This window comes from candidate division Zixibacteria bacterium HGW-Zixibacteria-1 (assembly GCA_002838945.1).
Lineage (GTDB): Bacteria > Zixibacteria > MSB-5A5 > GN15 > PGXB01 > PGXB01.
This window is the reverse complement of the sequence record PGXB01000008.1, coordinates 85,057-104,023: the sequence shown is the minus strand read 5'-3', so window position 1 is coordinate 104,023 and position 18,967 is coordinate 85,057. Positions and strand designations below refer to the sequence as shown.

Annotated in this window: 19 protein-coding genes and 1 tRNA gene; 10 read left to right on the top strand and 10 right to left on the bottom strand. The window is 45.7% G+C overall.

Annotated features, from left to right (window positions below; genetic code table 11):
* The 3 genes from CVT49_05170 to CVT49_05160 all read right to left on the bottom strand — a co-directional run.
* On the bottom strand, nucleotides 1–247 hold a 247-nt coding region (locus CVT49_05170; GenBank protein ID PKK84189.1), incomplete at its 3' end, for a hypothetical protein.
* Nucleotides 248–589: 342 nt separating this feature from the next.
* Entirely contained in the window at nucleotides 590–1,810 is a 1,221-nt protein-coding gene (locus CVT49_05165; GenBank protein ID PKK84188.1) for a hypothetical protein, read from the bottom strand.
* Between the two features lie 12 nt (nucleotides 1,811–1,822).
* Nucleotides 1,823–3,244, bottom strand: coding sequence for a hypothetical protein (locus tag CVT49_05160; GenBank protein PKK84187.1), 1,422 nt, complete (start codon nucleotides 3,242–3,244; stop codon nucleotides 1,823–1,825).
* A 302-nt stretch (nucleotides 3,245–3,546) separates the two neighbouring features.
* Here CVT49_05160 and CVT49_05155 point away from each other — a divergent pair, with 302 nt between their 5' ends.
* On the top strand, nucleotides 3,547–4,773 hold the full coding sequence (locus tag CVT49_05155; protein PKK84186.1) for a hypothetical protein: 1,227 nt from the start codon (nucleotides 3,547–3,549) through the stop codon (nucleotides 4,771–4,773).
* 4 nt (nucleotides 4,774–4,777) lie between these two features.
* Here CVT49_05155 and CVT49_05150 read toward each other — a convergent pair whose 3' ends face one another.
* Together CVT49_05150 and CVT49_05145 are read right to left on the bottom strand one after the other, a co-directional pair.
* Nucleotides 4,778–5,203 (bottom strand): hypothetical protein, encoded by a 426-nt coding sequence (locus CVT49_05150; protein ID PKK84185.1) that lies wholly within the window; start codon nucleotides 5,201–5,203, stop codon nucleotides 4,778–4,780.
* Between the two features lie 144 nt (nucleotides 5,204–5,347).
* Nucleotides 5,348–6,145 carry a hypothetical protein gene (locus CVT49_05145; GenBank protein PKK84184.1) on the bottom strand — a complete coding sequence of 266 codons (798 nt, stop codon included), beginning with the start codon at nucleotides 6,143–6,145 and terminating at the stop codon, nucleotides 5,348–5,350.
* Nucleotides 6,146–6,310: 165 nt separating this feature from the next.
* Between CVT49_05145 and CVT49_05140 the strand changes: the two genes are divergently transcribed.
* Genes CVT49_05140 through CVT49_05130 form a run of 3 tightly spaced genes read left to right on the top strand, consistent with a single transcriptional unit; the run spans nucleotide 6,311 to nucleotide 8,426 of the window.
* Nucleotides 6,311–7,045 carry a hypothetical protein gene (locus tag CVT49_05140; protein ID PKK84183.1) on the top strand — a complete coding sequence of 245 codons (735 nt, stop codon included), beginning with the start codon at nucleotides 6,311–6,313 and terminating at the stop codon, nucleotides 7,043–7,045.
* A gap of 20 nt (nucleotides 7,046–7,065) precedes the next feature.
* A complete protein-coding gene (locus CVT49_05135) occupies nucleotides 7,066–7,470 on the top strand; it encodes a hypothetical protein (GenBank protein ID PKK84182.1) in 405 nt (134 codons plus the stop codon).
* Nucleotides 7,467–8,426, top strand: a complete 960-nt coding sequence (locus CVT49_05130) for a hypothetical protein (protein PKK84181.1) — start codon at nucleotides 7,467–7,469, stop codon at nucleotides 8,424–8,426. Before CVT49_05135 ends, CVT49_05130 begins: the two co-directional genes overlap by 4 nt.
* A gap of 26 nt (nucleotides 8,427–8,452) precedes the next feature.
* Here CVT49_05130 and CVT49_05125 read toward each other — a convergent pair.
* From CVT49_05125 to CVT49_05115, 3 genes are all read right to left on the bottom strand, one after another.
* Nucleotides 8,453–8,526, bottom strand: a tRNA-Met gene (locus tag CVT49_05125).
* Nucleotides 8,527–8,569: 43 nt separating this feature from the next.
* Nucleotides 8,570–9,391, bottom strand: coding sequence for a hypothetical protein (locus CVT49_05120; GenBank protein PKK84180.1), 822 nt, complete (start codon nucleotides 9,389–9,391; stop codon nucleotides 8,570–8,572).
* A gap of 363 nt (nucleotides 9,392–9,754) precedes the next feature.
* Nucleotides 9,755–10,105, bottom strand: a complete 351-nt coding sequence (locus CVT49_05115; GenBank protein ID PKK84179.1) for a hypothetical protein — start codon at nucleotides 10,103–10,105, stop codon at nucleotides 9,755–9,757.
* Between the two features lie 140 nt (nucleotides 10,106–10,245).
* Here CVT49_05115 and CVT49_05110 point away from each other — a divergent pair, with 140 nt between their 5' ends.
* From CVT49_05110 to CVT49_05085, 6 genes are all read left to right on the top strand, one after another.
* A complete protein-coding gene (locus CVT49_05110) occupies nucleotides 10,246–10,797 on the top strand; it encodes a hypothetical protein (protein ID PKK84178.1) in 552 nt (183 codons plus the stop codon).
* Between the two features lie 12 nt (nucleotides 10,798–10,809).
* Entirely contained in the window at nucleotides 10,810–11,340 is a 531-nt protein-coding gene (locus CVT49_05105; protein ID PKK84177.1) for a hypothetical protein, read from the top strand.
* 559 nt (nucleotides 11,341–11,899) lie between these two features.
* Complete coding sequence (locus CVT49_05100) at nucleotides 11,900–12,442, top strand: Cro/Cl family transcriptional regulator (GenBank protein PKK84176.1); 543 nt, start codon at nucleotides 11,900–11,902, stop codon at nucleotides 12,440–12,442.
* Nucleotides 12,443–12,486: 44 nt separating this feature from the next.
* Nucleotides 12,487–12,900 (top strand): S-adenosylmethionine decarboxylase proenzyme, encoded by a 414-nt coding sequence (locus tag CVT49_05095; GenBank protein PKK84175.1) that lies wholly within the window; start codon nucleotides 12,487–12,489, stop codon nucleotides 12,898–12,900.
* 23 nt (nucleotides 12,901–12,923) lie between these two features.
* Entirely contained in the window at nucleotides 12,924–14,087 is a 1,164-nt protein-coding gene (locus tag CVT49_05090; protein PKK84174.1) for a type III PLP-dependent enzyme, read from the top strand.
* A gap of 40 nt (nucleotides 14,088–14,127) precedes the next feature.
* On the top strand, nucleotides 14,128–15,018 hold the full coding sequence (locus CVT49_05085; protein PKK84191.1) for a spermidine synthase: 891 nt from the start codon (nucleotides 14,128–14,130) through the stop codon (nucleotides 15,016–15,018).
* A gap of 335 nt (nucleotides 15,019–15,353) precedes the next feature.
* Here CVT49_05085 and CVT49_05080 read toward each other — a convergent pair whose 3' ends face one another.
* Complete coding sequence (locus tag CVT49_05080) at nucleotides 15,354–17,657, bottom strand: hypothetical protein (protein PKK84173.1); 2,304 nt, start codon at nucleotides 17,655–17,657, stop codon at nucleotides 15,354–15,356.
* A gap of 733 nt (nucleotides 17,658–18,390) precedes the next feature.
* Nucleotides 18,391–18,960, bottom strand: coding sequence for a LemA family protein (locus CVT49_05075; GenBank protein ID PKK84172.1), 570 nt, complete (start codon nucleotides 18,958–18,960; stop codon nucleotides 18,391–18,393).
* Nucleotides 18,961–18,967 lie beyond the last annotated feature (7 nt).

Here is an 18,967-nt window from a genome sequence, read left to right as displayed (position 1 = left end):
CGCAGAAGTAGGTGGGAGGAAGAAGAGTCGTCGGAGTGGCAACCTGCATAATATCAGCGGCAGGTTTCTGGAAAGAGGGAGTGGAGTGTTCAATCGCGGTGAGATTTTGAAACCGAGGGGCATCGGGATTAATTTTTTGAACAGGATTCAAGCCATGCCTGGGGTTGTTATCAGATGCAAGACCGATTGACATCCCGAGAAAGGAAAAGCAAAGAATGGTTGCGAGGATGATAATAACTTTCCTCATCACTGGTACCTCCCATGATGATAATCAGTTACTCTTATGTTTAATTATTAATATCTATGTTATTCCATTTTAGCGATTTTTATTACAAAATCGGCCATCCATTATAATAATAAAGACCCGGCAACAAATTAGCGTTAATATTATTCAGGGTCCCTCCTGATAGATCGAAGAAAAAACCAGACTATTTTGTGCCTTATATTTTAATTTACTGACATTTCCGGGTGTGTCAAGGATTTATTCTGGGAGAGGCAGAATCTCAGGTCAGTTAAAAACAATCGACATTGGAATTCCGCAATGATCCTAGACTGCTTAAACTGCAAATCAGGCATTATAAGCCGAATATTATTTCAATTGATCCGGCAAATCGGTGTAATTCCATTGTTTCTCAAGATGATTCTTCAATTCCTCGGCGACCAGACGATTTCCAAGCGGCGTCAGATGGCGGTTATCTCGAACAAACAGCCGCCTTGGATATTTGCCCGATTTCCTGAAAATCTCGCGGGCGTCGATAATATCGAAGCCCTTTGATCGAAGATGCTCCAGTCTGATTTTATAGCGATCCGGCAAAAACTTGCGCCATCTCGCAGGAACGGTCAGATTTAAATCAGGCAGGCTGAGAAAGATAACCGAAGCTCCCTGCCTGCCGGCTTCATCAACAAGTCTCTGCATGAGTTTTTCCAGGATCATCTCCCCTTCAGGATCACCAAATAAAATTCGATACAGATTTCCGGCCTTTTTTAAAATATGCCAAAAACCGGAAGACAGCGGCATCTGGCCGTATCTTTTGAAGTCCTCGTAATTCGAATAATAATCATCCGTATTTTTCAGCCACTCGACCAGATTTGGACTCTTGAAGACACTGTCAAGGAGTTCTTCAGGCGGCATCGGGACATATTCAAGCGTTCCACTCTTCAACATAAATCTCGGTTTAAGATAGGGCATATCCGTGGCGAAGCGATCGCGAAATGGTATGTATTGATTGCGAAGTCCTTCACAGGGCGCGGCATTGAGTTCGACAATAATGACATCGGCTCCATATCGATTAAGTCCGGCCGAGTATGCCAGATATACCTGATCCACAGAATATCGCATCACTCCGAAATTCACCGATTCGATCAGCGAATCTTCAATCAAGGCCGATATCGTCTCGTCTATATATACAAACGGTCCGCCGTTTATGAGTGAACTTCCAAGGAACATGACCCGGTGCGCTTTCTTTGGAGCCATATCGAATTCGTGAGTGCTCCGGGCGCCCAGGTTGTCGGTGTACCATTTTTCATAAACACATCCGGGGCGATTCCGCCATCCGACCAGCGTATCCCGAATATTGTACTTATCCGTATTCTGAATATATTCTGTCGTATTTTCCTTGGCAAAATCAGTCAGGTAAAGCGACATATATGCGGTATCAGGAACAACGGCCGGTGCCACAAATATCATGATCAATTCAGCGATGACAAGAAAGAACACGGTATAAGTCAGAACGGGAGCTTTTCGAAAGAAAACCGCCATTCTCCCTTTGGCCGATGATGCGACTTTATTATCAATATTATTTTCTTCCATCTTCGTCACCAGCTAGAATTGAAAATAAACATAAGGAATTACGTTTTGTGGATAAGAATAGTAAACAAAGATAAATAGCACTGCATAAAATATGGCCGTCGCCACAGCGGGGATTCTCTTCTCCAATCCGGGGCGATATTGTATGAACCACCCGGCAATATGATCGATCACAATTGCACCAAAGCAAATCCATATAATGGAGGGGAAATCGATAACCGATTCTCCTCCTGATCCGAACAGGCCCTTGGTATATTCCCAGGCGGTCGAGAAATTCGGCGATCTGAATAATATTCGCGAGAGACTTACGGCCAGCATGGTCAGGACCCATCCGGGTACAACCCCCGGGAATCCCGGATTTTTGTTCCACTTGCCGAGCTTTTGACGCCACGCCCGCCATATCTGAAAGGTTATAATGTAAAAACCATGCAACCATCCCCAGCATACAAATGTCCACCCGGCCCCGTGCCAGAGACCGCTTACAAAAGTGGTGATAGCTATATTAACCATGGAACGGGCCACTCCCTTCCGATTACCGCCCAGTCCGATATACACATAATCACGGAAAAAGCGCGACATGGTCATATGCCAGCGCTGCCAGTATTGTGAAATATTCCAGGAAAGATACGGAAAACGGAAATTTTCGGGAACATCAAAGCCAAGTATTTTGGCGGACCCGATAGCCATGCTGGAATAGCCCGAAAAATCGGCATATATCTGAATAGACCATCCGAGAAGTGCCAGCCAGAGTGTCCCTGAGGTGTACGAGGTCGGATCGGCAAAAGCCTGATCGACCAGATGGACGGCCAGCGTATCGGCGATAATCGCCTTTTTGAAAAAGCCCAGCATAAATCGTGTCAGGCCCTGCTGAAGATTTTCGGCGCTGAAATGCCGCTTCGTCTCCAATTGAAAGACAAATTCTTTGGCCCGCACAATCGGTCCGGCGACCAGTTGTGGAAAAAAGGCGACAAAGGCGGCAAAATCAATAAATGATTTTGTCGGCTTAAGCTGTCCGCGGTAAATATCGACAGTATAGCTGATGGATTGAAATGTATAAAACGATATGCCGACCGGCAGAATAATTTTCGCCACGGTCCATGATACATGCCAGCCGATGGTATCCGCCAGCGCGACAAGACTTCCTGCAAAAAAATTGAAATATTTAAAATAACCAAGAATGCTCAAATTAATAATCAGACTGATTATCAAAACCAGTTTTCGGCGTCCGGGCGAGTTTGAATCAAAAATCAGCAGACCGCTGAAATAATCGGTCACCGTTGAAATGATAATTAAACTTAGAAATCGCCAGTCCCAGCTGGCGTAAAAGAAATAACTGGCCAGCAATAAGAACAGATTTTGTTTTTTGCGGCTTAGGCGCCAGTAAATGGCAAAAACAAAGACAATAAAGAGTAAATATTTTACTGTTGCAAAGTTCATGTTTCTTTTGCGATTAGCCCTATTGATGCAGTGCCGGCATTCAATTTATATACGCATCCAATATAGGTTATGAAGGAGTCGAACACAAGATGTCGGAAACAAAGAATGTCCTCACCATAATATTCTCAATCTCGGCAAGTTATTATCCTGCATCTAATAATGACTGATAATAATAAATCCCCCCTGACATCGAACGATTTTATTTTTAATTTTTTATTATAAACATTTATTTGAAAATGTGATTGTAAATAAGCCGAACTATTTTTACTCTATGGTGAGGTAGATAACTACACAGGAATTTTATGGATATATCTCTTTCGCAGGCCCGAAAAATAGCGCTCCATACTCAGTTGTTAACCGGCAATTCGAAATCACCGAAGGGCAAGAAAGGAATTGCCCGGACCATCGAGAAATTAGGGTACATCCAAATAGACACTATATCTGTCATTCAGCGGGCGCACCATCATACTATCTGGACGCGGCATCCTTATTACTCCCCGACCATGCTCAATGAGCTTCAAGCCAGGGATCGCCGTATTTTCGAATATTGGGGTCACGCCGCATCATATCTGCCCATGTCTGATTACCGTTATTATCTGCCGCGGATGCATCGATTTTCCGACCCGCACAGCAAATGGGAAAAACAGCAGCTTGATAAATTCGGCCTTCTTATGGAGCCGGTTCTTGAGAGGATCAGGCAGGAAGGGCCGCTTGGCTCGAAGGATTTCATCCTGCCGACGGGGAAAAAGAAAGGGACCTGGTGGGATTGGCGCCCCTATAAGGTTGCTCTCGAACTGCTTTTCTGGCAGGGCAAATTGATGATCACCCGGCGCCATAATTTTCATAGATTATATGACCTGACTGAAAGAGTCCTACCGAAACACATCGATACTACGGTGCCCGATGATAGTGAGCTGGGCCGATTTCTGGTGCGCCGGGCGCTGTCCGCCTATGGGATAGCTCTTGAAAAAGAGATCCGCGAACACCTTCACGCCGCCGACAATAACCTGGCAGGAAAAGCGCTTCGAGAACTTCAAAGTGCCGGGGAAATAATCCCGGTTGTAATCAAAGAAAAGCCCGATCTTCAGTACTATGCCCTGGCTGACACGATTAAGACCGCTCTCAAGAGAAGACTATCTTTATCTTCAGTGCATCTGCTTTCACCATTTGATAATTTAATTATCCAGCGTGGCAGAATGTTGAAACTGTTCGATTTCGATTATGCGCTGGAATGTTATGTCCCGGCGGGAAAAAGAAAATTCGGATATTTTGTCCTGCCAATATTATTTGGAGATCAATTGGTGGGACGTCTCGACCCCAAAGCCGAGCGCAAAAGCAAAACCATGATTATTCAAAAACTGCAACTTGAATCCGGTTTTGACCCATCGGAGGAATTTCTTGCGGCTCTTGCGGAAAAACTGGCCCGATTTGCGCATTTTAATGATTGCAATAAATTAAAATTCATCAAAATGCAGCCGGCAAAATTAAAAACAGCGCTGGACAAATTAGTCAAAAAAGTGGAATTATAATGGCCTATTTTATCAAAAGCAGCTTCCTGAATTCGATCTTATCTTCTGTCATAAGCCCGTAAAAATAGATCCCGCTGGCGACCGCCTGACCCATTTCATCCTGCCCATCCCAGTCGAAATGGTATAATCCGGCCCGATAGTAACCGTCGGCCAATGTAATAACCTTCTGCCCGGCCACATTATAAATGATCAGGCTAACAGCATCTGCCGTATGCATACTGAATTCGATTCGCGTCGATGAGTTGAAGGGGTTGGGAAAATTCTGATATAAAGTAAATTTATCAGGCAGAAGACCGGGAGCAGGATCTGGCTCATCGGCACCTGTCGTTGTCGAATCCGTAATATCGAAAGGAGCCTCGGCAAAGGGCATAAAATCGACGGTCGGGCAGGTAGCGCTGTCGGGCCGGTGAAAGATCATATCTTCGATCAAAGAAGAATCGGCATATCCCCACCAATTATTCCGGGCATCGACAATTGTGGAGGTATCATCGGGCGCGAAAACATTAAGGGCAAATCCCCCGTTATCAAGAAAGTTGCATTCTCCGACCGAACCGGCCGGAAAGATAACGCACGTTCACCCGGTACCCTGGATATAAATCCCATCTGAATAATGGCGCCTTATTTCGGATCGGGTAATCGAAAAAAGCGGCGACCAGTAATTATTACTGTAAATATTAATACCCAGCCGGCAGTCACTTATTTCGGTATGGGCGACCGACAAATTGACGGAGCGAAAAGTATAAATGCCTGTGCCGGTTTTCTTCATAGTCGGATTGGTCTGTTGAATCAGACAACTATTAATGGTCACGTCGATCCGGGGATCAGCATCTATGCCATCTATGAAAAAACCATAACCCATAAAATTTTCAATAGTGCAGGAATTAATTTCGAGATTAGCCTTAGTAATGGCTATTCCGTCCAGGGCGTAGCGAATATCGCAATAACTCATGACAGGCTGACTATTATCCCAAAATCTCAGGCCATACCATATATTACTCGAACTCGGAGAACCGTTGGTAGTGTCGGCCACGGTCGTAAAGACAATTCGGGAAGCGCTATCGCCGACGGCGGTCAACTGCCCGTAAATATCCATCTTGGATAGCAGACGAAAGCGAATTATGGTTCCCGGTTCAATTGTAAGATGTCCGGTCGTGTCAACCGTCACGAAATCGACAACTTCAATGATCTCAGAATTGGTCCAGACAGTGTCGCCGGTAATGGTCCCGCTGACAGTAACCGCCCCGGATACCAATGGAGATGCCAAAAAAAGAAAACAGAGAAATAAACCGAATCCGTGATTGATTATGCGCCTCACATTCCGCTCCATTCGTTCGCTCAAAACCGTCGTTAAGATGGCAAATTTCGGTATCATATAAATATAGTCATGTTTTGAATTCAGACAAGCGCTTTCTTCGCCGAAAAGCCGTTTCGAAAACTGGGAAAAGTAGCTTTCCCTTCGTTTTCACTTGCGTTTTTCGGGCTTTTTCGGCATATAATTAACAGATGGGAGCCTGGAATCGGATGTGAGGTGATTTCCATGACCTGCAAATATTTAATTCGAAGATTCTTGTCTTCGCTTGTGATTCTTCTGATTGTCTTTTTATCGGTGGGCCATTTTGCCCATTCAGAAAATGAATCAGCCGCGGCGGCAAATTCGATCATTTGGCATTTTGGCTGCCTGCCCCAAAAATCCGAAGTAAGCCATACCTTTTACCTGCCTAACAAGGGGTCTTCTCCCCTGGCCATTAAAGAAATCAAGTCGGGGTGTTCGTGCACCTCTGTTTCAAAAATCGAGAAACCGATCGAGCCGGGAGACAGCGCTGCGATAGCGGTAACATTCAAATCAGGACGTTACCGGGGAGCGGTCACAAAAACCACTAAAGTATTTACTGATGATCCCGTGAATGAAATATATGAATTAACCATTCAGGCGAATGTCATCAAAAAAGATGAAGCCTGCGGAATCATAAAATTGCTGCCCCAAAAATTGGAATGGGTGAATGATAATAATATTATCTCCGGCGATAGTATTATTAATATTGCCAATACCGGCCCCGATACGCTCTCAGTCTCAGTGTTTCATCAGCCCGAAAATATCATAAACAAAATCAAGCTCCCGCTCATCTTGCCGCCGGATAGTGAGACTGATGTCCCAATAAAACCGAAGCCTGCAAATATTATCTCTTTCGAAATGAAAGGCACTTCGATAACCTTTGCCGTCATCGGCCGAGATACCACCATTGTAACGATGCCGATTGAAATAAAGAAATAGATTAAATTATGGAGAGTCCTATGCATATAAAATCAAAATACATCCTGGCAATATTCCTGATTATTTTTGCGGCATCATTCTGGTCGGGCTGCGGCGATGATGACAATGACAATGGCCTGAACTCCAATAATCATCCCCCGATTATTAATTCATTAACTGCCGATCCCGACACTTTTCTGGTCGATCATAGCGTGACGGTCATTGTCCTGGCGGAGGATCCGGACAGCAATGATGTTTTAAGCTATTTGTGGGAGGCAAGCGAGAGCTGGCTGGCGCCATTGGGGGACACAAATGTTAATTTTATGGTCAGGCTGACCAATTGCTGCCCTATCGATGCCATGGATTCGGCCTGGGTAAAAGCCACGGTGACCGACAACCATGGGGCGAAAGATGTCGACAGCATCAAAGTCTGGATCACGCCATGACTCTACTTAGGATTCATCTGATTATAACCGCAGCTGTTTTTATCATTTTGGCTTTCGCCATGACCGGCTATTCACAAAACTGTTGTGCTCCGGCGGTGCCCCAGCAGGGTGTTCTCGGCGAAACGGTCGCCCTGCCGCATACGCTCGAAATCGGGTTGCACTATGAGTATCTTCGCTCGGCCGGCCTGTATGAGGGCTCCGACCAAATCGATGATCCCAATTTGACCAAAGCGATCTGGAAAAGAGCGATACTGACTCTCTCTTACGGCATCATGCCGAAACTCGGCGTCAGCGCCATAATTCCATATCTGTGGAAGGAAAAGGACCGTTACCTTCCCGCTCTCGAAACCCGCTATATAAATGAAACCGAAGGAATAGGCGATATCACTTTCTTTGCAAGGTACAGCCCCCTGGCCCGAAGTTTTGTCAACTTCCGGGAGCTTTCGGTTGGATTCGGCGTCAAAATTCCGACCGGCGCCACCGACCGGCAAAATTATAATTTTCTTTTGCCTGAAGAGCTTCAGCCCGGAACCGGCTCATGGGATTACAATTTATCATTGTCATACTATCAGGGCTTCGAGCCGGTCGATTTTTATTTAAGCGGCACATATTTAATTACGACTGAATACCAGGACTACAAGTTCGGCAATCAGTTTTCATATCTGCTGAGTTCGAATTTTCATCTCCTGGAATGGCTCGATGCCACCGCTTCCCTCTCCGGATCAATGCGGGCCAAAGATCAGGATAACGGCGAGGATAATGACCAGACCGGCCGACATCAATTGTGGCTGGTCCCTGGTGTTCAAGCGCAGGTGCTTCCCAAATCGCTGCGCCTCCAGGCTTATTTCGAGCAGCCTATTTACCAGCATTTCGAGGGCACCCAGCTTGGCAGCGTCTACAACCTCCGCCTGACCGCAGTCTATTTGTTACCTTTTAAGAAATCGGAGGAAAACTAATCAGATTTTTTGTGTACAATAAAAAATAGCGGTGCAGGGACTTGAACCCCGGACACGCGGATTATGATTCCGCTGCTCTAACCAGCTGAGCTACACCGCCATTCTAATTCGAGCCAACTAATTTAATATATTATCCGATATTGTCAAGAAATTTCAAGCGTATTTGAGGCTGTTTCCCGACCCAGGCAGTTCAATATCGCCTTCTCGATTTTGACCAGATCGACACAGGTATTTTTGCACGGCCCTTCCGGGCGGCGATTGGGAAATCCGATCACCGGGATATGCGTGTTGACATCCTTAAACCCGGACAGCAAATCGCGCTCGCAGGCGATGGCAATAATCATCTGCGGCCGGATCGCCTTGATCTTGATCCGCGCCTCGGTGCCGCCCCCCACCGTGAACATGTGGAAACCGTAGTGATCCCTCAGCTCCCGCAGACTCTTAAAATTGTCCTTGGTCAGACAGCGCGGAAGCAGAAGCAGAAGTTTATCCGGCTCGGCCCGGGGCGCTTTGGAGCCGACTATCAGATTGTGAATCTTCAGAAAGGAATTGGTCAGACGGTCCTTCGATATTCCCAGAAGCCGCCCAATAGCCATAACCAGATCAAGAAGCTTGTTTACCAGATTCGGGATAATAATGAGCCGGGTTATCGGCCTACGGGTTATGGCCGACCAGACAAAAAGCAGGAGCCATAATATAAGAATCGCCGCGAAAGCCAGAAATGTCAGCGAAAACAGCTTGGGGATAAAAGGGCCGGTCGAGGTCAGCCGCGGAAATATCAACCAGAGGAATAACCCCGCCGCCAGGATCACAATAATGGTGGTCAGGACCGCCAAGCCGAGAAATACGCGGTAATCAGCTTCCGCCGACTCGTGCTTGACCGTCCCATCCCAGTCCAGCCACTCGTCGCCAAGTTTGCGATCGACCGCTTTGTTATCCGAAGATTCTTTTTTCATATCAGCCATAATTATAGTCGGAATATATATTTATGTAGTTATACGGTCAATAACAGCGCAAGATTTAATTTAATAAAGCTGATCCGATATTAGAAAATTATGAACCTGCAGAAAATTACGCGGATTCTTCAGGACGTGTGGGAATATCCGACCCAAAATGATAAAGGAGCCGTTGCCTCACTCAACGGCTCCTTATCCCCACCTCAAGTACCCTTCACCGCCATACTATATGTAAAGAGTAACTAACTTCACCATCTATATATAACAACTGGTGTGCCAAACCCCGAAAACCTCCGTCAGTAGCTCGTATTTTTTTTACTATCAATATGTTATGAGTAATTATTACGTTTTTATGTAAAAAGAACAAATAGGTCAAATCGCATAAACTGCGTCGGACAGAATGACCATATCTGTGCATCCCGAGGTTAAGAGGTTAAATAACAGCGACATATATGACAAAAGCCTTATTCGCAGCAACAAGGCAGAAAATACATCTACCGCCATTCGTGCGCCATTTTCGCGCCCCAAATGACCCATTCGACCGGCCGACAAACGGTAGCAGGTCGGGTTCCTGCGATTGTGATTTTGATTAATGCGGCATTTCCTGACAAATAGAGTGAGGATGGAAAAAAATGATAATAAAATACAATTAAAAGTACCGGTTAATATCGTAAATATGTAAAATTGATTCCCGGACAGGCTGGTCAATTGCCGCCCGTCCATACTTCCAGGCAAATGGCGGATTCAAATTATTTTGCCGTGACAAAATACATTAAGACTTGACAATTAATATCCGAATTGACTATTCTTTTATGGAAATAATCAAGAATCCTAATCACTACACATATTGAGAGGAGATCTGCATGAAGAAGGCAATGATTACTTTTGGGCTGGTATTGATTATTATATCCGGAGCATCTGCTCAGGATGTAAAATTCGGTGCCGGCGTCTTTGGGGGAATGAATATTCCCATTGTCCAGCAGGATCAGGCTGCGGGAAGCGCTTTTGGAGTCAGAGCCCGACTGGCCCTCAAGCCCTTTTTGGTTATCGAGCCCAATTTGATGCTGGGTAAATGGGGTAAACCGGGTGAGATCGATGGCTATGATCTTGGAATCGATGGCTCCAAAGTGACATCCTATGGTGTCGATGTGGCTCTGGGCGGCGCTCCCGGCGTGGTCGGATTCAAACCGGTTGTATTTGTCGGCGCCGGTATCTACTCGGTAAAAAACGATGATACCGGTTATGATAACAGCAAACTTGGTTTTGACGGCGGTCTTGGGTTCCTGATCGGGGCAACTCCATTTCTTGATATTGATATTCGCGGCACCCTGATGATTGCTCCACAGGAGGAAACTTCCAAAAAGGCTGCGATTATCACTGGCGGCTTAACCTATTACTTTGGCGCCGGGAATTAGGAGGTAATGACAATGAAAAAATCAAAAATCATAATAGCTCTTGCTTCGATACTGCTTCTGGCAATGGTATTTTCCGGCTGCAAGTACATCATCTCCGGAACGTTTGTCATAGTCCAGGATATCGAATTTACCGCCGAATCCGGCTTCTATTTCTATCAGGTCGATATTACCAAGGAAGCTGATTGGAATGATCACAAGGATGACATCGATATTATCGATGCCGTCGGAGTGGAATTTCATATTATCAGTGATGAGTCCGCCAATGTGACTTTCAGTGCTTATGTCGATGAGTATTCGGGAGTGGGATCGACTCCGACTTCGGTACCCACGACGGCCACGAAGATCATCGACGGCCTGGTCGTCCCGCCCGGCGAAACGACAATATCTTATTCGGAGTCTCTAAAATTCCTGACCGGAATAGACAGGCTGAAAAAGCTGGTTAGAACCGGAAAATTTGACTATTTCGGCACCAGCACCGGGAATCTTGGAACTTCTTTTGTTATTGATAAAGGAAAAGTGATTATTACTTTTTCCGCCAGCTGAGACCGGCCATACGAATAGCCCGTTAATTTACAAGCCCGATGTTGCGGCGGTTACGCAACATTCGGGCTTTTTTATTTGAGCCGCCGGCCGCAAGCCATGGAGCAAGGGCCATAAATAATTGTCACATTTGCGGTTTTAATAACTATAGGGCAGGTGAGCCGAAAAAGGCAAAAAACGGACGGTTTCATTAGCTTTATCTGTCTGGAATACCACCCGTCTGCCCATCTTAAGTCATTATAATCTTTAATGTTACACCGACAGAGACGGCACACGTCATATAAATCCGCAAAATTTCTAATCTGTAAAAGCCTCTGGTTAAAAAAAATTACTATAAACCATAATTCACGCGCCCCAGGTTTGAAAAGTTTAGCAAACTGTAACTTTTTATATAATAAACCGTTACTCTGTCAATAATAGATATAATCATCTATAAGATTAATATATTCATAAAATATTTAAAAAAGTATGCGCGGGTATACTAAAATATGCTTGACATTTTCGTAATATGTTTTTAAATAAGACTGCTTTATTAAACTTTTTATAGGCGTTTGCTAAACTGATGAGACTTGAGATAGGAGAAAAAATCAAAACCCTGCGACTGGCTTCGGAATTGACTCAATCCGAACTGGCGGCGCGGGCACGGCTGACCAAGGGCTTCATATCCCAGGTGGAACGGGATCAAACCTCGATTTCACTGGACTCGCTGCTGGATATCCTTGATGCCCTTGGTGTTACTATCACCGAGTTTTTTGGTGATATCGGCCGGGCCCCCAATGTTTTTTCTCCCAAGGACCGTATTGCGGTCCCCGACAAGGGCGTTGACAAATTTGAAATCCTTGTCCCGGGAAGCACCAACAATATGATGGATCCGCTGGTGATCGGGCTGGCGCCGGGCGAGGGTCTTGCCGAAGAGGAACCGCATGCCGGCGAAGAATTCGGCTATGTTCTGTCCGGAACCTTGACACTGATCATTGGCAAAAAAACCTATAAACTGCCTCCCCGTCACTGCTTCTATTTCGAGGCCGATGAGAGGCATCAATTCATTAACCGAGGCAAGGCCAGGGTAACCCTGCTCTGGGTCAGCTCGCCGCCTCAAATGTAAACTTAAATGGTAAACCCTTTAGAAAACGGAGGGAGGGATTAAAGATGAAAATACTTGGACGACATCTTGTTGCCGAAATGGCTGACTGCAATTCCAAAATTCTGAATGACATTCAGCTTTTGGAAAAGGAAATGAAGGAGGCGGCCCGCGTATCGGGTGCAACCGTAGTCAAATCGACATTTCATCGTTATAATCCCCAGGGTTTATCCGGCATTATCGTTATCGCCGAATCCCATCTCTCGATTCATACCTGGCCGGAGTACGGGTACGCCGCTATCGATTGTTTTACCTGCGGATCAAGCGTCGATCCCTGGAAAGCGCTTGAGTATATTAAAAATGCTCTTGAATGTAAAACGGTCTCGGCCAAAGAGATCAATCGCGGAATCCCGTCGGAAGTCGACGAGATCATCGCCCACAAAACCGGAACGGCCGCTTTCCCGGCGGTCACTGGCAGTTAATCCTCGAAAAAGTGGGGTGTGCCATGATTAAGGCCATCGACATTCGCAAGCCTAGCCGCGCACACAGGCTCAGGAAAAGCGATTTTACTCAGGTGACGGAAATGATCGGCAGTCAGAATCTGAAGACGCCGTTCTTGATTCTCAGCCGTTCCGCAATTAGAAAAAACCTGGCTGATCTTGCCGCGGCACTTCCCGGCGCGGCCATCTGCTATGCCGTAAAATCCAACAACCACCCGGCCATTCTGGAAGAAGTCGCCGCTGCCGGACACAACTTTGATGTCGCCTCTTTCAGCGAACTGCAACAGGCGGTCGAAGCCGGCGGCCATGCGGATAAATGCATCCATTCGCATCCGATAAAATCACCGCTTGAAATAGAAAATGCGGTCAAAGCCGGGGCCAATACCTTTGTCATCGATAATTCCCACGAAATCGACAAATTTATTCCGTACGCCGATAAGGTGCGGCTCCTGATTCGCTTCAAGGTCGCCGACAGCAGCGCCGTCGTCGACCTCTCCTATAAATTCGGCTGTGAGCCCGATGAGGCGCTCGGTCTGGCCGAGAAAATCAGACGATACGGCCTGAATTATTACGGCATGACTTTCCATGTCGGCAGCCAGTGTGTTGACAACAGCGTCTATGTGAGAGCGGTCAAAATGGCCGGCTCGATGATTACCGAACTGAAAAATCACGGCTTTGATACAATAATGCTTGATATCGGAGGCGGTTTCCCGGTGCAATACACCGATGCGGTTCCCTCCATCGAAATCTTTTGCGCGCCGATCAAGCAGGCCCTGGCCGACAACATCGATCCCGATATCATCATCGCCTGCGAACCGGGAAGGTTTATCTCGGCCCCGGCGGTAACATTGGTCGCTTCGATTATCGGGAAATCGAACCGGTCCGGGAAATCATGGTATTTTCTCGATGATGGGCTCTATGGCTCGTTTTCGGGGCGGCTGTATGATCATTGCCAATACCAGGTTTTCACCAATCGCAACACCGTCTGGAGAGATTCGGTTCTGGCCGGCCCGACCTGCGATTCATTCGATGTTATCTATGATAACATCCTGCTGCCGCCTTTGGAACTGGGCAATCTTTTGCTCTTTCCGGCCATGGGGGCATATTGTTCGGTGTCGGCGTCAACTTTCAACAGCTTGAGAAAGGCGGAATACATTGTCGTTGAATAACAGCAAGCGGGGCAAACGGGTACCGGCCAGGAAAAAAAGCATGGCAAAGGATTCCGAAAACTATATTATTGAATCCTCGATGGAGGACCTCTGGAATGTCTGGTTTACCGAATTGCATGAGGGCAAAAGCGGCCTGACCGTCAAAATCAAGCGCCTGGTCGAATCGACCCAGTCTAAATTTCAGCGCATCGACATTCTTGAAACCGAAGATTTCGGCAAGATGCTCGTGCTGTACGGCTCGATCATGGTGGCCGACAAAGATCTCAATTCATACAACGAAATGCTCACGCATGTGCCGCTGTTCACGCATCCGAAACCCGACAACGTGCTGATTATCGGCGGCGGTGACGGGGGCGCGCTGACTAATGTATTGAAACATTCCGAAGTCAAAAAAGCCACCATGTGCGAAATCGACCGGATGGTCGTCGAGATAAGCCAAAAGCATTTCCCGAAACTGGCGCCAGGATTCAAGGACAAACGCGCCCGGCTGGTTTTCCAGGACGGCAAGGATTTCATTAACAATTCCAGAGATAAATATGATATTATCCTGCTTGATCTCTCCGACCCGGTCGGCCCGGCGGCGGAACTGTTCCAGAAGAAATTCCACCGCAAAGTCTTCGACTGTTTGACCAGCGATGGTATCATGGTGGCGCAGTCCGAATCGCCGTACTACAATCCGGTGACGGTGCAGCAGATGTACAAGAATCTGCGCGGGATTTTTCCAATCGTACGGATGTACACCGCCCATGTACCGATATACCCGTCATCCTACTGGTCGTTCGCCTTCTGTTCGCGGAAATATGACCCGATCGATGACTTCGATGCCGTGCGATACAAAAAGCTGAAACTGAAGAACAACTATTACAACGCCGAAGTACACCTCGGCTCCTTCCTGCTCCCAGAATATGTCAAGCAGTTGATAAAAGAATAGCACGGGAAATATTACAGTAATTATGCAGGCCGACCAATGCGTCGGCCTTTACTTTTTCAAGCCGGCCCCACACGTGGGTGCGTCCCCGCAGGAATCTTGTAGATACCACTCTATAGTACCCCCGTGGGCAATTTTGCCATCAAAGTAGGGGTGTTTTTACAGGTACCGAAATGTTTAGAAAATTGGAATAGCAGGAGCCCGAAGATATTTTCCATAGCAGGAGTGAAGCTAAATAAATCAGAAACCTCGACGCGAACATGAATAAAAGGGAACCTCGCCAAAGCTGGCGTTGAAAAAAACGATTGTTGATTGTCAGGGGTTCAGGAAATAATTAATCAGTAATAATTGAAGCAGCCGACCAGTGGAGCCGGGCCGCCATTATAAAAATAATTAGACAAGTAAGTAATATCCAAAATATTTAGCAAGCAGTCGACATTCGTGTCGGCCGCGGACATATGCGGTGGCTCAGGGCCGCTCTTGTATAAATAATTTATGATAAATACAATATCGAGAATATTTAATGCGTCATTATCGTTCGCATCACCCGGCTGGAAAACCGATATCCCATGAGCTTCATAAATATTGACAAAGGTCGAGTCCACCGGGTAGCCAAATGTGCGCCAGCCATGAATAAATTCATAGATATTCCAGCAATAATCATGATCGGGATTGTCCGGTTGAGGGTCGTAATTGGTCAAGACATCCCACATGGCATCTGTTCCCCGCCAGTAAGAAGAAGAGTTATGATCATTGTTATGCCCCCAAATAGTTGAGCCGATACGGTAGTTGTCATCATCCAAAACATCATATAAATCCCATAGTGCCACATTGATACTCCCAGGAACTGAGGCGCCTTCCCATTGGGGCGTTGTCTGCCACGGCGGGTTCGCGGGGTAATCCCAGGAACTTGAATAATAGGCCGGATCCGGGACAGACGTTTCATAATTATGCACTATCCACTGGGGATCATTATAAGTGGTATTAATAAAAATAGGATTATTTCTGACAAGTGCGGAATGCAAATTCGCCCAGCCTTCCGAAATTGATAACTGAAGATTATTTTTGCCGGATTGGGGAATAAGATAATTCCAGCTTCCGCCCGTCTCCGGTGGTCTCTCCATATAAGTGTACATGACATAATGTCCATACTCATGCAATATTACCGCATTATCCCATTCATCCCAATTTAAATCATAACCCGTTTTGCTTGCAATATAGATACCTGGAATACCATCCACGCTGAAACCACCAAATGAGCTTGTCGTCCTTGTATTATCCAGTACATCCCAGACTATTATATTTTTCAGTGGTGGAATAAGACCCATATTGCCTTCGAGAAACGAACAACCCTGTCGAATGCAGTTCAATATATTATAGGCACCTGCAATATCTAAATTATTAATTCGGAGATATTCAGGGGGGATTACAGCGTCTATATAGCCATAATTTCTGCATATGATGGTGTGATTGTAATATTTGAGGAGGTCTCCGATCGAAAGGTCGTGGTCCTCAGCATATGCGATCGTTGTAGCAGAGTTATCGGACCATAATGAGATTAAAATAACTGGTTGATCTGCAATAAAACAAAATCCACCTTGATAATCGGTTACAGTATAGTCGATATATTCATATGAATCGCAATTATCATCATTGCAGTAATATATTGCGACCGTTATTTGTTCGCAGGGGTCTATGTTGCTGCCATTGTCAACATAACTGGCTTCCCCGCAAATCGTATATACAGATATCATTTTAATGGGAATTGAAATTGTAGTATCTAATAGGAATATTTCGATGTTTTCCGGTAACTCATCTTGCATATCGATTAAATAGATTGAGTCATTAATCTTATTAAGAGGTAGTCTTTCTTTGAATTGCTTGCGTATCGCGTTGCTATTCCCCTCAAATAACAAAATATTCTTCTTTACCGGATGCACGAAAAGTGTATCCAGCCTGTAAATACCATTTTGGTTTATATATATGTAATTTGTATCATTTTGGGGCGCGGTCTGCTTAAAATAATTACCGGTATTTTTGCAGACCTCGAATTGCTCAATCCTTAGTTTTTGCGACTCAGCAATGGTGGGTGGCGGACCGAGTTCCTTGATTGTCACAGGACTTATAATAAGAGTACTATCTTCATTATAATAAGATATATTTGACTCAATGGATTTCGTATGAATGGTAAAGTCATAATAGGGACTATTTGCGCGCTTTGACGCTTTCACCCCCATGTCCTCTGTACCGCGCGGATGAGCAAGAATTCCTATCGCCTGCATCGCTGTCGCTGCCCCTCTTATTTGAAAGAGTATAGTGGTATCAACAACAAAGCGAGCTCGGAGTGTATACCTTTTATCGCGTTGCAGGAATCCCGTCCAGAGAGTATCACCTTCGATAAATTTTACGCCTTCGGAACATTTTAAAGTAAGCGTATCGGGTATTCCCATGGTATGTATGAGATCATGTTGTGGAATAATTGTAAAGACGGCTTCGAAAGCCTCGTGCAATTTAGGCTCACCTATAATCTGGATATTGCAGTCCGCCGTAAACTCAAAAAAACCCTCTTGGCCGCCATAAGCGGCAAGACTGAGTAACTCAGATAAGAAAGCAAGCGCAAATATCAATGCTGTCTTTTTCATTTCAAATCACCTCCTGTTAGTTTTAATGTGAAAATAGCCGGATTTTTCCATAGATTGGCCTCACCTCCTTCCTTTTTTTATACACCGCATCACATATAAACTTCCCATATTCACAGAAAGCGTAAAAAATAACTGAATCCTGATGCCGACACAAGGAAGTATATTCTCCGGAGTCCACGACAATATAATATTTCATGCCCAAATTGCAATAGCTACCAGGCTTACTTTTTAGATCAACCCGTTTCTCTGCTGATAAAACAAGACGAATAAAGTAGGATATGCCTGGCGGCCGGGCGTAGCCCGGAGCTCGGCTCATGGTTTCTTAAGCCTTATCTCCCGCAAAAACCACATCACTTTGATGGTAAAATGGTCATCAGGGGGTATTATAGAGGACATTGATATAATTATGGCTATCGGTTCGTCAAAATTGTGCGCGAAGGGGTGGCCGCGCCAAACTTGTTTGGGGCGGAACTTCTTCTTTCGATTTTTCGCCGGGGAATGGATATTCAATTTATTTAAAAAAGCAAAAACAAAGCCAATTTCGTGTAAGCAAAAGGCAGGAATAAAATTACAAGGAATTTTTGTCTCCGTAAAAAACGCTGACTACATCATTTTGATGGTAAATTTGTTACATAATGCCATACATAATTGTCAAAAGATAGCTTTTAAAATGTCAGGAGCGCCCGCCGATCACTTTGGGAATAATAATATGATTTGTCGAAACACCGCTCTCTTACTCGAACTTCATCTCCACATCCGCGCGGTCCGATTCGGCCACTTTAAACAACTCGCGGCGCGTGTATCCGAGCATCCGAGCGACAAACATATCCGGGATCTGCTCGATGCGAATATTGAAAGTGTTAACCGAATCGTTATAGAACTCGCGTCGGTCGGCGATCTGGTCTTCGATCTCACTGATCCGCGACTGGAACTGCACAAAACTCTGGCTGGCCTTAAGGTCGGGATAATTCTCGGCCACTGCAAAAAGCGACTTGAGCGCCCCGCTCATCATATTGTCAGCGGCCGCCTTCTCCCCCACCGTCCCGGCATTGAGGAAAGCGGTGCGTGCCGCCGTCACTTCCTTGAGAACCCGCTCCTCGTATTTCATGTATCCCTTGACCGTCTCGAGAAGTTTGGTCAGTTCATCATGACGCTGTTTCAGAAGGACATCAATATTGCTCCAGGCCTTTTCGATGTTGTTTTTCAGCCTGACCAGGCTGTTGTAAATCGAAATAAAATAGCCGATCAGGATGATGATTATCAGACCCAGTGCAAGGAATATTCCAATCAGGACTGCTCCCATCAAGACA